The organism is Serratia sp. SA088 (genome assembly GCF_049065515.1).
Taxonomy (GTDB): domain Bacteria; phylum Pseudomonadota; class Gammaproteobacteria; order Enterobacterales; family Enterobacteriaceae; genus Serratia; species Serratia nematodiphila.
The window spans coordinates 92,274-110,848 of record NZ_JBAKGW010000001.1; the positions used below are offsets into that span (position 1 = coordinate 92,274).

Annotated in this window: 15 protein-coding genes and 2 tRNA genes; 13 read left to right on the top strand and 4 right to left on the bottom strand. The window is 57.2% G+C overall.

Features of this window, described 5'->3' with window-relative positions:
- The first annotated feature begins 10 nt into the window (after positions 1 to 10).
- The 3 genes from ACOWVD_RS00435 to gap all read left to right on the top strand — a co-directional run bounded on the left by ACOWVD_RS00435 (position 11) and on the right by gap (position 2,935).
- Complete coding sequence (locus ACOWVD_RS00435; RefSeq protein ID WP_197799097.1) at positions 11 to 745, top strand: SDR family NAD(P)-dependent oxidoreductase; 735 nt, start codon at positions 11 to 13, stop codon at positions 743 to 745.
- A gap of 126 nt (positions 746 to 871) precedes the next feature.
- Positions 872 to 1,846 (top strand): GlxA family transcriptional regulator, encoded by a 975-nt coding sequence (locus ACOWVD_RS00440; RefSeq protein ID WP_049242561.1) that lies wholly within the window; start codon positions 872 to 874, stop codon positions 1,844 to 1,846.
- Between the two features lie 78 nt (positions 1,847 to 1,924).
- Positions 1,925 to 2,935: a type I glyceraldehyde-3-phosphate dehydrogenase gene (gene gap / locus ACOWVD_RS00445; protein ID WP_015378397.1), complete on the top strand. Its 1,011-nt coding sequence runs from the start codon at positions 1,925 to 1,927 to the stop codon at positions 2,933 to 2,935.
- 54 nt (positions 2,936 to 2,989) lie between these two features.
- Here the strand turns inward: gap and ACOWVD_RS00450 are convergent.
- A tRNA-Asn gene (locus ACOWVD_RS00450) sits at positions 2,990 to 3,065 on the bottom strand.
- A 99-nt stretch (positions 3,066 to 3,164) separates the two neighbouring features.
- A complete protein-coding gene (gene mtfA, locus ACOWVD_RS00455; protein ID WP_004935401.1) occupies positions 3,165 to 3,965 on the bottom strand; it encodes a DgsA anti-repressor MtfA in 801 nt (266 codons plus the stop codon).
- A 92-nt stretch (positions 3,966 to 4,057) separates the two neighbouring features.
- On the opposite strand from mtfA, the gene ACOWVD_RS00460 reads away from it, so the two are divergent.
- Positions 4,058 to 4,147: transfer RNA gene (locus ACOWVD_RS00460), tRNA-Ser, on the top strand.
- A 159-nt stretch (positions 4,148 to 4,306) separates the two neighbouring features.
- Here the strand turns inward: ACOWVD_RS00460 and ACOWVD_RS00465 are convergent.
- Positions 4,307 to 5,056, bottom strand: coding sequence for an AraC family transcriptional regulator (locus tag ACOWVD_RS00465; RefSeq protein ID WP_049240784.1), 750 nt, complete (start codon positions 5,054 to 5,056; stop codon positions 4,307 to 4,309).
- Between the two features lie 186 nt (positions 5,057 to 5,242).
- Between ACOWVD_RS00465 and ACOWVD_RS00470 the strand changes: the two genes are divergently transcribed.
- From ACOWVD_RS00470 to ACOWVD_RS00490, 5 genes are all read left to right on the top strand, one after another.
- Positions 5,243 to 7,366: a TonB-dependent siderophore receptor gene (locus tag ACOWVD_RS00470; RefSeq protein ID WP_421105366.1), complete on the top strand. Its 2,124-nt coding sequence runs from the start codon at positions 5,243 to 5,245 to the stop codon at positions 7,364 to 7,366.
- Between the two features lie 21 nt (positions 7,367 to 7,387).
- Complete coding sequence (locus ACOWVD_RS00475; protein WP_239504338.1) at positions 7,388 to 8,227, top strand: iron-siderophore ABC transporter substrate-binding protein; 840 nt, start codon at positions 7,388 to 7,390, stop codon at positions 8,225 to 8,227.
- Positions 8,220 to 10,205, top strand: coding sequence for a Fe(3+)-hydroxamate ABC transporter permease FhuB (fhuB, locus tag ACOWVD_RS00480; protein ID WP_049240778.1), 1,986 nt, complete (start codon positions 8,220 to 8,222; stop codon positions 10,203 to 10,205). Before ACOWVD_RS00475 ends, fhuB begins: the two co-directional genes overlap by 8 nt.
- Positions 10,206 to 10,234: 29 nt before the next feature.
- Positions 10,235 to 11,851 carry a cyclic peptide export ABC transporter gene (locus ACOWVD_RS00485; protein WP_421105367.1) on the top strand — a complete coding sequence of 539 codons (1,617 nt, stop codon included), beginning with the start codon at positions 10,235 to 10,237 and terminating at the stop codon, positions 11,849 to 11,851.
- A gap of 162 nt (positions 11,852 to 12,013) precedes the next feature.
- Positions 12,014 to 12,646 carry a helix-turn-helix domain-containing protein gene (locus ACOWVD_RS00490; RefSeq protein WP_049240774.1) on the top strand — a complete coding sequence of 211 codons (633 nt, stop codon included), beginning with the start codon at positions 12,014 to 12,016 and terminating at the stop codon, positions 12,644 to 12,646.
- A gap of 57 nt (positions 12,647 to 12,703) precedes the next feature.
- Here the strand turns inward: ACOWVD_RS00490 and ACOWVD_RS00495 are convergent, their stop codons facing one another.
- Positions 12,704 to 13,138 carry a DoxX family protein gene (locus ACOWVD_RS00495; RefSeq protein WP_015378393.1) on the bottom strand — a complete coding sequence of 145 codons (435 nt, stop codon included), beginning with the start codon at positions 13,136 to 13,138 and terminating at the stop codon, positions 12,704 to 12,706.
- A 1,610-nt stretch (positions 13,139 to 14,748) separates the two neighbouring features.
- On the opposite strand from ACOWVD_RS00495, the gene ACOWVD_RS00500 reads away from it, so the two are divergent.
- The 4 genes from ACOWVD_RS00500 (at position 14,749) to ACOWVD_RS00515 (ending at position 18,575) form a co-directional block, all read left to right on the top strand.
- Entirely contained in the window at positions 14,749 to 15,714 is a 966-nt protein-coding gene (locus tag ACOWVD_RS00500) for an ImpA family type VI secretion system protein (protein WP_164095692.1), read from the top strand.
- 24 nt (positions 15,715 to 15,738) lie between these two features.
- Entirely contained in the window at positions 15,739 to 16,296 is a 558-nt protein-coding gene (tssB, locus tag ACOWVD_RS00505) for a type VI secretion system contractile sheath small subunit (protein WP_004935376.1), read from the top strand.
- The gene (tssC, locus tag ACOWVD_RS00510; RefSeq protein WP_004935371.1) at positions 16,293 to 17,819 is read left to right on the top strand and encodes a type VI secretion system contractile sheath large subunit; all 1,527 of its coding nucleotides are present in this window, start codon (positions 16,293 to 16,295) and stop codon (positions 17,817 to 17,819) included. The genes tssB and tssC overlap by 4 nt, the downstream gene beginning before the upstream one ends.
- 231 nt (positions 17,820 to 18,050) lie before the next feature.
- Entirely contained in the window at positions 18,051 to 18,575 is a 525-nt protein-coding gene (locus tag ACOWVD_RS00515; protein ID WP_004935369.1) for an Hcp family type VI secretion system effector, read from the top strand.

The following is an 18,575-nucleotide window of genomic DNA, read 5'->3' on the forward strand; positions in this document are numbered from 1 at the left end:
GAGGAGTGGCATGTCACGCATTTTCATTACCGGTTCGGTCGATGGGCTGGGCCGCGCCGCCGCGCAAACGCTGTTGGCGGAAGGGCATCAGGTGATCCTGCATGCGCGCGCCCCCGGCCGTCTGGAGGCGGTGCGCGATCTGCTGGATCAGGGCGCGCAGGCGGTGATTGGCGATCTGTCCGAGGTGCAGCAGATCCGGCAGGTCGCCGAGCAGGTGAATCGTCTTGGCCGCCCGAATGCGGTGATCCACAACGCCGGCATGTTCACCGGGCCGCAGGTGATGCCGGTGAACGTGATGGCGCCCTATCTGCTGACGGCCCTGATCGAACGCCCCGATCGCATCGTCTACCTGAGCAGCAGCATGCACTTTGACGGCGTAGCGGAACTGAACGGCGTGGACTGGCTTGGCGGCGCAGCCGGCTCCTATTCGGACAGCAAGCTGTTCGTCACCGCGCTGGCCGCCGCCGTGGCGCGCCTGTGGCCCGGCGTCATCAGCAGCGCGGTCGATCCCGGCTGGGTGCCGACCAAAATGGGCGGCGCGGATGCGCCCGACGATCTGGCGCTGGGACACGTGACGCAGGCGTGGCTGGTGAGCAGCGATGAACCGCAGGCACTGGCGTCCGGCGGCTATTGGCACCACCAGCAGCGGTTTGAACCTCACGCGGCGGTGCACGATGAGGCGTTTCAAACGGCGCTGCTGGCGCAATTGGCGCGCGCCGGCGGGGTGAACCTGCCGCAGACTTGATGGCCGTTCCTTCCTGGCCCGTCGGTGATTATCGGCGGGCTTTTTTATACCCGCAGGGTGAACCGACGGGGCTTTTCTTATACAGTGGTTGCCTGGCCTGTTTTGATTGTTATTTATATTATCGCCATGCACTCATTCCTGATTATTGTCCCTGAAGGGGGCATGCTGTTCGAAGCGGCGGGCATCGCCGATATCCTGATGCAGGCCAATCGCCTGAGCCCTGCCGAGACGCCGCTGTATCAGATCGCGGTCGCCACCACGCAATCTCACCGGGTGGTGCACGGCCTGTCCGGGCTGAGCCTGTTGGCCGATCATCGCCTGGCGGATCTCGATCCGGCCCTGCCGCGCGATACCGTGATCGTCGCCGGCAAGGGGGCGACCGAAGAAGAGGGGACCCTGGTCGCCGATTGGCTGCGCCGCGCGGCGCCGCAGGCGCGCCGTATCGCTTCCGTTTGCGGTGGCGCACTGCTGCTGGCCGAAGCCGGGTTGCTGGACGGGCGGCGGGCGACCACCCACTGGCGGTTGGCGGAAACGCTGCAGGCGCGCTTCCCGCGGGTGCAGGTCGAAAACGGCCCAATCTACGTGCAGGACGGGCCGATCTGGACCTCCGGCGGCGTCAGCTCCGGCTTCGATCTGACGCTGGCGCTGGTGGAGGATGATTACGGCTTCGTGCAGGCGCGCGAAGTGGCGCAGGATCTGGTGATGTTTCTGCGTCGCCCCGGCGGGCAGGCGCAGTTCAGCCGCTACCCGCTCAACCAGGCCAAATCGCCGGGGCCGATCCGTGACCTGCAATCCTGGATCCTGGAAAACCTCGCTGACGATCTCTGCGTCGATCGGTTGGCCGAGCGCGTGGCGATGAGCCCGCGCAACTTTACCCGGGTGTTCACCCGCGAGACGGGCATTTCTCCCGCCAAATTCGTTGAAGAGGGGCGGTTGCATACCGCCAGGCAGCGCCTCGAACAGAGCGCGGAAGGTATCGAGCAGATTGCCTTAGCCACCGGCTTCGGCAACGGCCTTAACCTGCGGCGGGTGTTTGAGCGCAAACTGCAGCTGACCCCGAGCGAATACCGCGAACGCTTTCATGCGCGCAATTTGGCGTAAATTGATTGGTAAACGTCATTTACGCCGCTTCTGGTCGGCGCTAGATTTTAGGCAAAGTCCACAAATGAGGAGTGCATCATGGTGAGAGTAGGCATTAACGGCTTCGGCAGGATCGGGCGCAACGTGCTGCGCGCGGCGCTGGGGCGCAGCGATTTTGAAGTGGTGGCGATCAACGATCTGACCGACAGCAAGACGCTGGCGCACCTGCTGAAATACGACACGCTTTCCGGCACGCTGGCGGCCAGGGTGGAAGCCGGCGACAACCAGCTGCTGCTGGACGGCCGGCCGATTCAGGTGTTTTCACAGCGCGATCCCGCCGAGATCCCCTGGAGCAGCGTGGGCGTGGACGTGGTGATCGAAGCGACGGGCTTCTTTACCGATAAAGCCAAGGCGGAAGTGCACATCACGCACGGCGGCGCCAAGCGGGTGATTATCTCGGCGCCGGCCAAGAACGACGACATCACCATCGTCATGGGGGTTAACGACCAGCTCTACGATCCGGCGCTGCATAAGGTGGTCAGCAACGGCAGCTGCACCACCAACGGGCTGGCGCCCGCCGCGCAGGTATTGCATCAGGCGTTTGGCATCGAATACGGCTTGATGAATACCACGCATGCCTATACCAACAGCCAGGCGCTGCACGATCAGCCGGAAAAAGATCTGCGCGGCGCGCGGGCGGCGGCGGAATCGATCGTGCCTTACTCCAGCGGCGCGGCCAAGGCGCTCGGCAAGGTGATCCCCGAACTGGACGGCCGCCTGACCGGTTATTCGCTGCGGGTGCCGGTGCCGGTGGTTTCCATCGTCGATCTGACGGTGACGCTGAAACGCCCGGCGACGGTGGAGGAGATCAACGCCGCTTTCCGCGCGGCGGCGGCGTCCGGCCCGCTGAAAGGGATCCTGGGGTACAGCGATGAACCGCTGGTGTCGAGCGACTATCGCGGCGATGCGCGTTCGTCGATCATCGACGGCCTGTCCACGCTGGTGATCGGCGGCAACCTGGTGAAAGTGCTCGCTTGGTATGACAACGAATGGGGCTTCTCCAACCGCTTGGTCGATCTGGCGCTGCTGATGGAACAACGCGGGCTGTAAACGCCCAACAGCAAAAAGCCCGCTTAAGTTTCCTTAAGCGGGCTTCTCTAAATATGGCTCCTCTGACTGGACTCGAACCAGTGACATACGGATTAACAGTCCGCCGTTCTACCGACTGAACTACAGAGGAATCGTGTGAACGGGGCGCATCATATCCAGCGGCTCCGGGTGTGTCAACGCTAAATTGCCCCAGGCGGTGCGACTGCTCGGTATCTGAGCAATGTGCCCGTCAATCAGCCCATTGCGCGTCGTTTTCCGCCTGGTCTCGCAGCAGGCGCGCCAGCGGATCCTGGCGGTAGAAGCGGCAAAAGTGCTGATACAGCGCCGGGAAGCGTTCGGCCAGCAGTTCGGGAGCGCTGAAGAAATACTCCGACAGCACGGCGAAGCACTCGGCCGCATCGGTGGCGGCGTAGGCATCCATGCTGGCGGCCTCTTCGCCGACCATGTCGATCTCGTCCTGCAGGCTTTCCATCGCGGCGTGCAGATCATGTTCCCAGGCGGCCACCTCGCGCAGCGGGATCGGCGGCACGCCGGTGGCGACGCCGCCGTTGCGCATATCCAGTTTGTGCACCGCTTCGTGGATCACCAGATTGAAACCGGAGAGGTCAAAAGAGTCCTGCACGTCTTGCCAGTTGAGCACGATCGGCCCCTGTTCCCAGCTTTGGCCCGACTGCACCACCGGCCCCGAGTGCACCAGACCGATCTCGTCCTGCCATTCGTCTTCCACCACGAACGGGGTGGGGTAGAGCAGAATTTCGTTGAAGCCGTCGAGGCATTCCGCGCCCAGCTCCAGCACCGGCAAGGCGAACAGCAGGGCGATGCGCGCCTGCATTTGCGAGGTGAGCTGCAGCCCCTGCAGCGGCACGATGCGCTTTTGCTGCAATATTTGCCCGGCGACGGCCACCAGCCGCTGCCGCTCCTGCTCATTCAGCGGCGAGAGCAGCGGGATCGCCAGCGCGTCCTGCCACTGGGCCTCGATGTCTGCCTGGGATTGAGAGGGTTGAGTCGCTTTCCACGGCCATTTAATCATCAGGTTGCTCGTAAACTCATCACTTGAACGTTCAGCGGTATGCTAATGCTGTAAAAATGCCGCAAAAGCGGGCATGATAGCAAGCGTTGTCAGGAGAGATGCCGGAGCGGCTGAACGGACCAGTCTCGAAAACTGGAGTAGGGGCAACTCTACCGGGGGTTCAAATCCCCCTCTCTCCGCCATTATTCAATCACTTACGAATAAATCTTTCAACGATCCCCATCACAGATAGCGCTGACTTGGCGCCAAATCATTGAACGACAATCCACTGCCTGCCGTTGATTTTCAGCGTGTATTCGTGCGCCATATTGGCATTTCGTCATCTGAAGCTTGCCCGACTTTCACGCTTCCAGCGCGCTGTGAATATAGCGTTGCGGCGACACGCCCAGTTTTTTGCGAAACATGGCGATGAACGCGCTAGGGCTGGCGTAACCCAGTTCGTGGGCCAGTTGACCCACGGCCACGCCGCGCGCCAGATTGCATACTGCCTCCAGCAGGCGAATTTGCTGGCGCCATTCGGAAAAGCTCAGCGCGGTCTCTTCGCGGAACAGCCGGGCCAGGGTGCGTTCGCTGGCGCCGACCTTTTTTCCCCACCAGGCGAGCGTTTCGCCATGGCCCAATTCACGGCACAAAGCATCGCATACCTGGCGCAGGCGCCGGTCGCTTGGCAGGGTCACGTGACACAGTTGGCCTGTTTGCATGCGTTGAAACTCATCGCTCAGCAGATTTTGAATGAGCGTAAGCCGTTCGGCGGAAATGGCGTTTTCAAGCCCGGCGGCAATCAGGGGATGCAACAGGGGAGTGGCGCTCAGCCCCTGAGGGCGTGCGCCATAGCGGCGAGAAAAGGGCGGTGTAAAGTAGATGTTGTGCGTCACGACGTCATTGATGGCTTCCAAACCGTGCGGTGTGCCGCTGGGGAGCCAAATGGCACGGCCCGGCGAGAGCAGCCAGATATGCTGCGCGGTGGCGATTTTCGCCACGCCGCGCAGCGGCAAAATCAGCTGCCCCTGCTCATGCTGATGGACGGGCTCTTGGCTACCGGGGCTGTAGCGCAGCTGACGCAGGCCTTCAATACCGTGATGGGATGTCATTTTTACCTGCCTCTGTCCGGTTCTCACCATTTGTGCCTATTGCTGCGATAACGGACAACGTTTGTCCGTCTGGCGACATCCTGACTGTCAGTAGCGCCATTCTGCCATGAACGGGCTTCTCTTTTAAAGTTGAATAATTATCATTTCCATAAAATTCTACTAACAGTCGGAAAGGCGATGAGACAGATGGGCAAATTTTTCAGGGAAAAACCGTTGAAAGTGCTGGTATATACGATAATCGCAGGCTATAGCGGGCAAGCCTTTACCGCGGATGGCGGGCAGAATACCGCAAAAGAAGAGACCCTGGTGGTGAGCGCGGCGGCGTCTCAGGATCAGGATGACGAGAGCACGCTGGTGGCGCACGGCGCCGCCTCCGCGACGAAGTCAAACCAGCCGATTAGCCGCACTTCACAGAGCATCTCGGTGGTGACGCAAGCGGAGATTGACGCGCAAGCGGCGAAAAACGTCCCGCAAGCGCTGCGCTATGTTTCCGGCGTCAACTCGGAGAGCGCCGGGCCGGATACTCGTTTCGACACCATCATCGTGCGCGGTTTTGAAGCCGACGAATACCTTGATGGCCTGCGGCTGCCGCGCGAAGCGTGGTGGAGCCGTCCGGCGTGGGATCCGTTCCTGCTGTCGCGTATCGAAGTGGTCAAAGGCCCTTCCTCGGTACTGTATGGCCAGGCGAATCCCGGCGGGATCGTCAACCTGGTCAGCAAAACGCCGCAGGCGACCCCGTCCGGTGAGGTTTATGTCAGCGCGGGCAACGAAAACCAGTTTGGCGCCGGCGTCGACGCCACCGGGCCGCTGAACGATAACGGCACGCTGTTGGGGCGCGTGGCGGGGACCTTTTTTGATACCAAAACCCAGGTCGATCACACCCGCTATCAGCATTACGACATCGCGCCGTCGCTGACGTGGCAGCCGGATGCGCACACCAGCCTGACGATTATTTCGCAGCTGCGCAAAGATCCGGACAGCGGATTCTACAACCAGATGCCGCTTTCCGGCACCTTGACGCCCAACCCGTACGGCCACATCTCGACCCGTTTTTACGGCGGCCAGCCGGGCTTCGACAAGTACGAACGCCAGCAGGGCAGCATCGGTTACCAGTTCCGGCACGATTTCAACGATACGGTGACTTTCCGCCAGAATCTGCGTTACCTCAGCAGCACCGGCGACTATCTGATGGTCTATCCATGGGGTGTGCATGCGGATGCGCCGCTCATCGATCGCTATTCGATGAACCTGAAGGAGAGCATGACCAACTTCGCGGTGGATAACCAGGCTGAATTCCACTTTGATACCGGTCGGGTGAAACATACGCTGCTGACCGGGATCGACCGGATGCATACCTCGGTGCGCAGCCAGTCGGGCTACGGCGACGCCAGCCCGATTAACTTTCTCAATCCGGACTATAGCGTGCCGGTGGCCATACCGCCGCTCGACAGCAGTACGCACAATACGCTCGATCAAACCGGGCTCTATATCCAGGACCAACTCGAACTGGGGAGCTGGATCCTGAACCTGGCCGGCCGTTACGACGCGGCGAAAACCAAAAGTATCGATCTGCTGAACGACGCTCGTACCGAACGTAATGACTATGCAACGACCGGGCGCGCCGGGCTGCTGTACCACTTCGATAACGGATTGGCGCCTTACATCAGCTATTCCACGTCGTTTGTGCCGAGCAGCAGCAATGACTTTTACGGCCACGCCTTTAAACCGACCGAAGGCAAGCAGACGGAAGTGGGGTTGAAATACGATCCAGTCGGGCTGGATGCCTTGTTTACCCTGGCGTTGTACGACCTGCGAGAAACCAACGTGGCGACCGCCGATCCCGATCACCCGAACTTCAGTGTGCAGACCGGCGAAGTGCGCTCGCGCGGAGTTGAGCTTGATGGCCGCATCAATATCACGCCGGCGTGGTCGGTGCTGGCGTCGTACAATCTGACCGATCCGAAAGTGCTGAGTGCCAACGACGATACGCAGGGCAAGCGTCCGGTGGGCATTGCGCGCAATACCGCCAAGCTCTGGAGCCAGTATGCTTTCGACGGTGCGCTTGACGGTGTGACGCTGGGCGGCGGCGTGCGCTATGTCGGCACAAGCTACGCCACCACGGACAACGGCCTGAAGGTGCCGGCGGCCACGGTCTACGATGCGCGCGTCGGCTATCAGTGGCGCCAATGGCAGCTGGCGCTGAATGCCGCCAATCTCGGCAACAAAACCTACCTGGCTTCCTGCTCCAACAATGGCTGCGAGTACGCGCTGAAACGCCAGTACATCGCGACCCTCAGCTATAAGTGGTGACCGATGCTGTCGCGACGCAGGTTGTTGACCGCTCTCCTGTTAGCCCCGCTTTACGCGCGGGCCGACGCCGGCCGGCCGCCGCAAAAGCTGGCCGTGTTGGATTGGGGGCTGACGGAAATTCTGTTGGCGCTGGGGGTGACTCCGGCGGGCGTCTCGGCGCCGGATTGGTATCGCAAGCTGATCCCGACGCCTGCGCTGCCTGCGTCGGCGTTGGATCTTGGCCTGCTGTTCCAGCCCAATCTGGAAACGCTGTACGCGCTGCGGCCGGACGCGATTGTCATCACGCCGCAGCATGCGTTGCTGAAGCCGGCGCTTGAACGCATCGCGCCGACGATCGCGCTGCCGGCTCATGGGCTGACGGAACTCGTCAGCGCCGCCCGGCAATTGGGCGAACGGCTTCAGCGGCAGCCTCAGGCCGCGCAGATATTGGCCAGCCTGAACGGCAAGCTGAGCCGCGCCTCGCTGCTGGCGCAGCAGGTTGAACGTCCGGCGCTGCTCGCCGCCCCGGTAGATGCGCTGCACCTGCGGGTCTACACCGCAGGCAGTCTTCCCGGCGACGTATTGGCCGCCTGCGGGCTGCGCAATGGATGGCATGGCGGCGCGGGAGCGGAAGGCAGCGTGCTGGTGGAGCTGACCCGCATTGCCGACCTGAATGCGTGGCTGATGCTGTTGACGCCTGACGATCAGCGGGAGTCGGTGTCTCAATGGCGCCAAAGCCCGCTGTGGCAACGTCTGCCGCTGACCTCAGCGCACAACCTGAACCTGATAGAAGAAAACATCAGCGATGCCGGCGCCCTGATAACCGCCGGGCGCTTTGCCGATATTTTTACCGGGATGATGATGAGGTGGCGTGATGCATGAATCTTTTTCCCGCCGTCTTTCCTGGGGGGTAATCGCCGCGTTGTGGCTGACGTCGTTGCCGTTGGCGCTGGCCGATATTCATCGGCAGGGCGGCATTGTCGCGTTGTTCTCCGAGCATAATCTCGATCCGGCGGCCATTATCCTGCATAGCATGTGGTTGCCGCGTCAGGGTATGGCGATGGTGGGGGGCGCTACGCTGGGGCTGTGCGGTTGGTTAATGCAGCGTGCGCTGCGCAATCCGTTGGCGGAGCCGATGACGCTCGGCATGACCGCCGGGGCGACGTTGGCGATGGGGCTGGCATCGTTGTGGCTGCCGTCGCTGCTGGTCGGCGCGCGCACCGCCGTGGTGATTGCCGGTGAGATAGCGGCGCTCGCGTGCGTGCTGGCGCTCAGCTGGCGTCAGCGCATGTCGCCGCTGGCGATGGTGCAGGCGGGCATCATGATCAATTTGTGGTGCGGGGCACTGACTTTGCTGATCGCCATTATCAACGATCGCTTTTTACTTCAGGTGCTGATGTGGGGAGGCGGTTCGCTGGCGGTGGAAAACGGGCAAATTCTGCTGCGGATGTTGCCGTGGCTCGCCGTCTGCGTAGTGGGCCTGTTGTTCTTGCTGCGCCCGCTTGAACTGCTGCAACTGCCGGAAACCGTGGTCAGCAGCCTCGGTGCATCGCCGGTGCGCATCCGCGCCGCCGCGGTGTTGCTGGCGCTGACCATGAGCGCCTTCATCATTAACGCCGTCGGCGTCATCGGGTTTTTGGGGCTCGCAGCGCCCCACTTGGCGCGCTTTGGCGGTGCGCGAACATCCCGGCAAATGGTGCTGCATACGGCGCTCATCGGTGCGGGCCTGCTGTGGCTGACCGATCTTTGCGTCTCTCGCGTGTCGCTGGAGAGCGGCCAACTGCTGCCCGTCGGCATGCTGACCGCTCTGACCGGCGGCCCGTTGCTGATGCTGCTGGCGCGTTTTGCACGGCAGCAAAGCATCGATCTTGCACCGCCGTTGCCGGTGTCGCAGACCTCGCATCAACGACGGTTCATCTGGTTGTCGGCCGGCATTCTGGCTGCGGGGATCGTGGTCTCTTTATGTTTCGGCCATGGATTGCAGCATTGGCACTGGGCGGAAAGAGGGGAGCTGGCGAACCTGCTGCCATTGCGATTGCCACGACTGCTGGCGGCGGTGAGCGCCGGTGCGCTGCTGGCGGGGGCCGGCGTGTTGATGCAGCGGGTGAGCGGGAACCCGCTCGCCAGCCCGGAAGTGCTGGGTATCGGCGGTGGCGCGGCCATGGGGGTTACGGCCTTCGTGTTTTTGCTTCCCGCTGGCGGCAGTGGCTGGCTGTTGGCGAGTAGCCTGGGGGGCGCGCTGATAAGCCTGTTGCTGACGTTGTGGAACAGCCGTCGAAGCGACTTTAATCCGCAGCGGGTATTGCTCAATGGTTTGGCGCTGAATGCACTATGCCAGGCAGCGGTCAGCATCGTTATGCTCAACAATCTTGCCGCAAGTGCGGTGTTGTTGCCGCTGATGACGGGCAGTACCTATTACGTCGGCGCGTCGTTGGCCCAAGGCGTGTTTGTCATCACGCTGGTTCTCCTGGCGTTGATGCCGCTGTTTCGCCGCTGGCTGGTGCTGTTACCGATGGGCAACGTCGCCGGCGCGCTCGGGGTGCCATTGCCGCGCGCACGTTTCAGCGTGTTGGCTATGGCGGCAGTCATGACCGGGCTGGCGACGTTGCTGGTCGGCCCGGTGTCTTTCATCGGCCTGCTGGGGCCGCATTTGGCGCGCAAGATGGGCGCGAAAGGGCCGCTGATGCAGCTTTACACCGCTGCGCTGTTGTCATCCGCCATCATGACCGTTGCCGACTGGCTGGGGCGCAATGCCCTCTATCCGCGCCAGCTGCCGGTCGGGTTGGTTGCGTCGCTGATCGGTGTCCCCCTGCTGGTATGGCCGTTAATTCGCAATAAGACATTCCAGTCAAAACCATAAAAAGTGTGAATATGAGCAAGGAATTCGGCATGTCGGTATTGATGATGTTGTTTCGTATGGTGCGCGGTTGGCTACTGCTCGCCGTGGTCGCCGGTGTCGTCAGCGGGCTGTGCAATGCCTCTTTGCTGGCGATGATCAATCATGGTCTGACGCAATCCAATGAGGCGTCATGGCTGAGTCCGGGAGGCGATTTTGCGTTACTGACGCTGTTGATGCTGGCGACGCGCGTGGTTTCTCAAACCACGTTTATGGCGCTGGGACAAAAGGTGAAGGCGCGCTTGCGCAGCGAACTGGTGCAAGACGTCAGTGAAACGCGCTGGCTGCTGTTGGAGAAAGCGGGGATGGCAAGAACGCTGTCGGTGCTGACACAGGATCTCGATACGCTGGTAGTGTTTTTCGTCAACCTGCCCAATCTGCTGATTTTCGGCGCCGTTATCGTTGGCTGCCTGATTTACCTTGGCAGCCTGTCATTGAGCATACTGGCGCTGGCATTGGCGGTGATTGTCTGCGGCAGCCTGGGCTACCGCGCCGCGCACGGCCCTGCGATGCGTTTGTTGCGCCGATCGCGTCAGCGGGAAGATACGTTGATTCAGCAATGCAAAAAATTGTTTGATGGTGCGAGGGAATTTCGGCTTAACGCGGTGCGCCGCCGTCAATTTGTCAGCGGTGAACTGGCGCAAAATATTGACGCGGTTCGCCGGGAGAGAACCCGCGGTTACGTGTTGTATGGTTTGGCGAGCAGTTGGGGAAGCGCGCTGTTTTTCGCTTTCATCGGCCTGGTGTTATTCAGCTTGCGTGACGGGCTGGCTTTGGACGAACGGGCGCTTACCGGCTATATCATGGTGTTTCTGTATATGATTGTGCCGGTCGAAGGGCTGTTATCCGCGCTGCCTACCCTGGCTGGCGCGCGGGTAGCCATGCAGCGGGTTCAGTCGCTGCGCGCGCAACTCAGGCCCGAAGTTCCACAGCGCCATTTTACGCCCCCCCCTTTTGCTTCGTTGGCGTTGGATAATGTCCGTTACCAATATCAGAACGAAGAAGGGGAGCATTTCACCCTTGGCCCGCTGAATATGCACATTGCGCCCGGTGAACTCATTTTTATCGTCGGTGGCAACGGCAGCGGCAAGACGACGTTGGCAAATCTGCTGGTGGGCATTTATCCTCCTGATAACGGCGCGATTTTGCTTAACGGCGAGCCGATCAACGACGATCTTTTGGAGATGTACCGTCGGCATTTTTCGGTGGTGTTTAACGACTTCTTTCTTTTTGATGATGTGGCGTTCGTCACTGAGCGCACGCAAAAGCAGGTCGAACATTTGCTGCGCCTGCTGAAGTTAAGTCATAAAGTCAGTTTTGCCCACGGCCGTTTTTCAACAATCGCGCTCTCTCAGGGGCAAAGAAAACGGCTGGCTTTACTGCAGGCGTGGTTGGAAGAGCGCCCGGTTTATCTGTTTGATGAGTGGGCCGCCGATCAGGATCCTGAGTTTAAGGCGGTGTTTTACCTTGAACTCTTGCCGATGCTGAAGGCCGAGAGCAAAACGGTCATCGCGATTACTCACGACGATCGCTATTTCTACCTGGCGGATCGCATCATCAAGCTGGAATCGGGGCAGGTGGTCCCATCGATGAGTGGCGCGCCGTCATGATGCTCATCGTTTTCACTCAGCAAGATATTTGGCTTTATTCCCTCATGCTTGATGATTCGCCCCGGCTTTCCTCAGGAAAGTGAATGCGGTGATAGTGTACTGTTGCCCGCGGGTAAGGTAATTTGCTGATGGCAATGACGACTGACGCAGGGGCCAACGGACATGAATGAAAGGATCGACTACCACATCGAGAAATACCACTTCGCGCCGCTGGATGAAACCCCGCGGCTTGCGCGCCAGTGGAGCGAGGTGTTGAACGAGTGTCGCCAGACGCAGGCCGGGGCGGAACAGCGTCTGCGCATTGCGCTGCTCAACGTGGACTATGTGACCAGTTTCGAATTGCCGTTTCGCTTATTGCTGGTGCGGGCGCCGCAGCTGATTGCCGGCCTGCGCGATGAGCTGTCGATCAGTCAAAAAAATGTGGTGTTCAACGGCAAGCGCTTTGGCTGCGTTTACAGCCTGAAAAGCGATTTAAGCGACGTGCCTGAGGCCTTCCAATATGGCCTGTCGACCCGTATTCACCGAACTTCGGCGTCGGGCGTAGACGCGCTGCCTTACCGGGAAATCGCCAAAGCGCTCAAGGCGCCGCGTGAGCGGCTTAAGCTGGCGCTGGAGCAGGGGCTACGCGTCACGGCGCTGGACGGACTGTTCTGGTTCGGCATACAGCGCATCGCCGCAGAAGTGCGCAGGCTAAGAAAAACCGGCATGACGATCGTGACGGCGGAAACGGAGATTTTCGACACCCTGACCGGCACGACGCGCCAGGTTCCGGTATACCGGTTGGCCGATCGTTAAACGCCGCTTCCGCACAGCGGAGGTTCAAACCAAGAACCTCCTTATTAATGCTACCGCTTACCGATAGGCTTCATTCCGCGCGATGGCATACTTCCCGCTGCCCAGCAGCAGGATGGCGAGTCCGCCCATAAAGAACACCAGCTCGTTTTCAATGCCCCAGGCGCCGACGTCGGTGACGGTGAAGACCTTGCCGGTGCCCACCATCAAAAACGCCACCACCAGCGTAAAGGCGTAAACCAGCGCGGCGGGGCGGGTGAACAGCCCCAAAATGATCAGGATCGGCGCCAGGATCTCCCCCACATACACGCCATAGGCGATGAAGGCGGGTAGCCCCTGTTCCTGCAACGCCCCGGCGATCCAGCCGACGCCGTGCTGAATCTTCGCCACGCCGTGAAACAGCATTAGCCCGCCGAAGGTTAGCCTGAGCGCCAATTTGCCGGCGTCCGGGTGGTCAAAAAAGCGAGTGAATGCCGCATTGAGTGACTTAACCATGGCTTTTTCTCCTGAATAGGAATGATTTTCAATCAATATATCAGCCGGATGAATGCGAAAGCTGTTCTGGATCAGGAAAACGGCGGGCTTGGCGTTAAATCGCCGGGCGAGGCCGGCGGTGCGGCCTGATTTTTAGGTGGAATGACCTGTGCGCACCGGCCGAACCGGGGATGAGAAAAGTCATCGGCAGAGGTGGCCCGCCGCGTAGCCCATCTCTTTTCTGTATGTGTTGGCTACCCGATTTGCGTTTTCATCAAGGATTGTCAAAGGACAGGCAACGTAAAGATTCATAAGGTTTTTTTGCAGCAATGAAAAGGTGCGCGTTTTCGCTTTAATAACCCAATAGAGTTACCTTTATTTTTATTTTGAACCGCTAAATCATTAACGCTTTTTTTCGGCCTTTTTATTGGGAATTATCTTGCTTATTTTGCCTTGCGAAAGTTGATCCTGTGGGGCGTACGGCCAGTGGCGGGTTTTATTTTTATAGATTTTCTTATTTTTTGATGGCAATTCAATGCCGAAGAGAATGAGGGAGATTGACTGAGGGGGTTGTGAGGGGGGGGTAAATTCCCATGAGCTATTTTTCCTGGCGTAAAAGTAATCGATTCAGTGCTGTTTTAAGTTATTGAATTGTTTGTTTTATGTATATTGATTTGTTATTTTTTTATTAAAAAAATAATATTTTTTCTTGATATTGGGTTTGCCTTTGCTAGTATCAAATTAGTGGTCTTATCAGTTAGGGAAACATTTCTTGTAAATGGAACAGATCGCTGGTCTTAACACGGTTCCTGTCGTTGCTGCGCTTACGTGGTTATTTTGCCGTTATAGTAAATGATATCTCTAATGCCACTTTAGTCTGCGAGACTCTTTACCGCAGTGGTGCTTTTGCCGCGGTAAGCCGTATGAGAACACACACGAAGGGGAATTGAATCTTAAATTATCCTGATCATTACCCTGAGTTAACTATAAAAGAATGATGCTTTATCCACCAGGCTGTTTGTGTACCAATAGGTATTCGGTGCACCACGGCGGAATGTTAATCTGTGCTTTAGCTTTAAAATTAATAATCAAAACTCTCGCCAAATTGTTTATTTTCACACCAGGTTTCGCATGTGTAAGTACTGAGTGCTGGAAATGAAAGTCACACTGCCATCGTCTTCTATTGATCATTGCGTGCTACCCGCTTGCAAGAAACGACTGGCTGTCATGGTTTTATGAAAAAATTTCACTATTTACTGTAGTTATCATTTGCTAATTAAATTATTTGTATCCAGTGGTATTACTGGAATTATCCTACCAAGGATGAAACGTTGTTTTTAGGGCAGTTTTTGATTTTTTTCCTATTCTTAGCTTGCATAATTATTGTTTTTAATTTATTGATTTTAAAAGGAAAAAATAAATATGCAAATGTAAAATAGTTTAAACCGATCACTGTGATTCTATTAATAGGTTCAGCCTATTATTTTTGTTAATATTAATACATCTAAACAATTTGCGAGCTTGGTGACGACTAACTTACGCTAAAAGGACTCTGGGAAAGACTGGCGAACGTAAAAGCCCGCTTTATTAGGCTTTATGTTTCTAGTGCTGATTGAAAAGGATATCAGGCCATGAATGAAGTCATCTCAACGGAAGTGAATGGCGTCGAATTTGATCCACGATACAGTGAAATTGAATTCACGCTTTCGGAATATGACAGCCAAACCGATCCGCTTAATGCCGTAGACAATGCGCGTGATATCAATTGGCACGCCATTCGCGAGCAGTCTGCCGCGTTGCTGGAACAGTGCTTCGATTTACATGTCGTGCTGTGGTTTATGCGCGCCAATCTTCATATCGACGGTTTTTCGGCCTTCTACCAGGGCATTAAGGATATTGACGCCAAATATGCCGAGGAGGGCGCCACCATTTTCCCTCAGGCGGACATGGAACCCTCATCGGACAGCTTTCATGCGGCCGCATTAGGGTGGCTCGCCACATCGTCCTGTCTGCACGAAATCAAGAACAGCAAGATTTTTCCCGACACGCCGTTAACCACCGACGAGCTGCTGAATATGCGGCTTGACGAGCAGGAAGGCAAAAGCCTGCATTTTTCGGAGGTGGTAAAGGTGCTGGGGCAAGCCGACAGTTATTTTGCCGGCAGAAATCTGCCTTCGCTGAAAGAGCAATTGGCGCTGGAAATCGATGCGCTGGAGCGCGTCGAGAATTACGCCAATCTGCAGGCTGAAGATTATCGTTTGGACTGCCGGCAGGTACGCGACTATTTGAAACAGTTCAGCCGCCAGCTGGCTTCACTGGAACAGCAGGAATTGCCGGCTGAACGGGATGACGCGGAGATTGACTCGCCGGATGCTGACGCGCCTGTCGTCATGCCCGGCAAATATATCCGTTCCCGGCAGGATGTCATCTTGCTGTTGGATCAGGTTTTGGACTATTTCCAAAACTATGAGCCCAGCCATCCGGCCCCCATTCTTATTCGACGTTCACAAAAAATGATCGGTATGGACTTCGCGACGATTGTTGAGGAGCTTTTGCCGGAATCTCTGGCCTCGTTAAATCAATTGTCCGGGAAGTAATTTTTATCACAAAGGAGTTTTCCAATGGCTAAGGACTCAAGCTCTCAGAAATTTATCGGTAAAAATAACGCGCCGCGCGTGCAAATTGAATATGACGTAGAGCTTTACGGTTCACAAAAGAAAGTGGAGTTGCCCTTTGTTACGGGGGTCATGTCCGATCTCTCTGGGCATCGGAAAAAGCCTTTGCTGCCGATCGAAGAGCGGAAATTCCTGACCTTCGATCAGGACAACTTCAACGATCGCATGCGCGCCATCAAGCCTCGTCTGCAATTTTACGTAGAGAACACCCTGAGCGAAGACGATGCGTTGCTGGACGTGGAATTGGAGTTTGAATCGATGGATGACTTCACGCCTGGCGCCATCGCCAAACGGGTTCCGCAGATGCAACGCCTGCTTGAAGCCCGGGAGCATCTCACGGAGCTGATCACCTATATGGATGGTAAATCCAGCGCGGAAGAGGTGGTGAAGAATCTGCTGGAGAAACCCGATTTTCTGCATCGTTTGGTGACGGATGCGCGTAAAACGGTCGCGGATGCGGAACAGGATGTGCAGGATCCCGGCAATAAAGGAGATGAGGAATGAGAGCGAGGCAACGACGCTATTCGGCTAAGCAGCAGGCTACGGCAGTCGCTGAAGTTGAAACGCAGGACACGGAAAATGAGCTTGACGGTTTGCTCAAGCGTTCATTCCGGCCCAGAACGAACGAGGCTTCGGAAGCGGTTCGTCGGGCTATCGGCACGCTGTCCGAATATGCCAACAAAGGCAAGGTCAAGGTCAGTCAGGATGTCGTATTGACCATTGAATCGTTGATTGCCCAGATCGACGAACAGCTTTCGCAACAGATGAACAATATCTTGCACCACAAGGAGTTCCAGAAGCTGGAGTCCGCCTGGCAAGGTCTGAGTTATCTGGTCGATAACACCAACGTCAGCGAAACGCTCAAGATCCGGGTGTTGAACATCAGTCAGGATGAGCTGACGCGCAATTTGCGGCGCTATCGGGGCTCCGCCTGGGATCAAAGCCCGGTGTTCAAACAGATTTACGAACAGGAATATGGTCAGTTCGGCGGCGAGCCGTTCGGTTGCATCATCGGTGATTTTGAATTCGATCACAGCCCGATGAGCGTCACGCTGCTGACCGAGTTGGCGAAAATTTCCGCGGCGTCGCACTGTCCGTTCATTTCCGCCGCGTCGCCGTCGCTGCTGCAGATGAGCAAGTGGAACGAACTGGGCAACCCGCGGGATATCGGCAAGATTTTCACCACGCCTGAATATGCGTCCTGGCGCCGCCTGCGCGAAAGCAACGACTCGCGTTACCTGGTGTTGACGATGCCGCGTTTCCTGTCGCGTTTGCCTTATGGGGCGAAAACCAACCCGATCGAAGAGTTCGCTTTCGAGGAGTCCGTCAGGCCGGATGTGGATGATGATTTTTCCTGGGCCAACTCGGCGTATGCGATGGGCGTCAACATCAACCGCGCGTTCCATGAGTACGGCTGGTGTTCGAAGATTCGCGGCATCGAATCCGGCGGCTCGGTGGAAGAACTGCCCGCCTACGCGTTTCCTTCCGATGAGGGCGGATATGAACTGACGTGCCCGACGGAAGTGGCCATTTCCGATCGGCGCGAGCAAGAGCTTTCCGACGCCGGGTTCTTGCCCCTGGTCTATCGCAAGCATTCCGATTTCGCCGCTTTTATCGGTTCTTGCACCATGCACGCGCCGGCGAAATACGAGGATCCCGACGCGACGGCCAACGCCAAGCTGTCTTCGCGCTTGCCTTATATTTTCGCCACGTGCCGATTCGCGCACTATTTGAAATGCATCGTGCGCGACAAAATTGGTTCTTTTCGGTCCAGGGACGATATGCAGCTGTGGCTGAATGACTGGCTGATGAACTATGTCGATGGCGATCCTTCCGTATCGACCGAGGCGACCAAGGCGCGTCGTCCATTAGCCGCCGCCGAGGTGCGCGTTGAAGATGTGGAAGACGATCCGGGTTATTACCGCGCGCATTTCTATTTGCGCCCGCATTACCAGTTGGAAGGCATGACCGTGTCCTTGCGACTTGTATCAAAACTTCCGTCAGCCAAAAAAGATGGGAGCAGATAAGTTACGGCTGGTCATTGGTTTGGATATTGCCGACGTTAATTATTAAATGGCGTTGGTGGGAATTGATATTTCATTGAAATTTAGTGGCGCTGTTTTTTACGCTATTGCTATTTATTAATGGCTAATGGGTTCTCATTGTCGCTATTTCAATGATCGCGTAGGCAATATAACGACTTATCTGAATAGACTTTTCAATTAACGAAGTAGACCTATCAGTCAAGGAGACAAAAAATGAGCACGAAAGCTTTAGTAGACTATTTTTTGAAAATTGAGGGTGTTGATGGTGAATCACCCGACCAAACCTACCCTGGCTGGATTCAGCTGCAAGCCTGGCAATGGGCGGAAGAAAACGCCGGCCGTTGGGGGTTCGGGAGCGGCGGCGGTTCAGGCAAAGTCGAGATGAAAGACTTTGAGTTTCGCATGGTGAGCAACAAGGCTTCGCCGAAACTGTTCCTGATGTGCGCCACCGGCGAGCATATTCCTCAGGCAAAACTTGTTTGCCGTAAATCAGGCCAGGGTCAGCAAGACTTCATTGCCGTGACCTTCAGCAACTGCCTGGTTTCCTCATTCAAGACCGTGGGTAATATGCCGCTGAATTCCACCATCGGTACTGAAATCGATACCGTGCTGCCAACCGACGTTATCAAGCTGAATTTCGCACGTATCGAAGTTGAGTACAAAGAGCAAAACAATGATGGCTCCATGGGTGCGGTAATTAAGACGGGGTATGACCTCAAGCTTAATGCCCGTATCTGA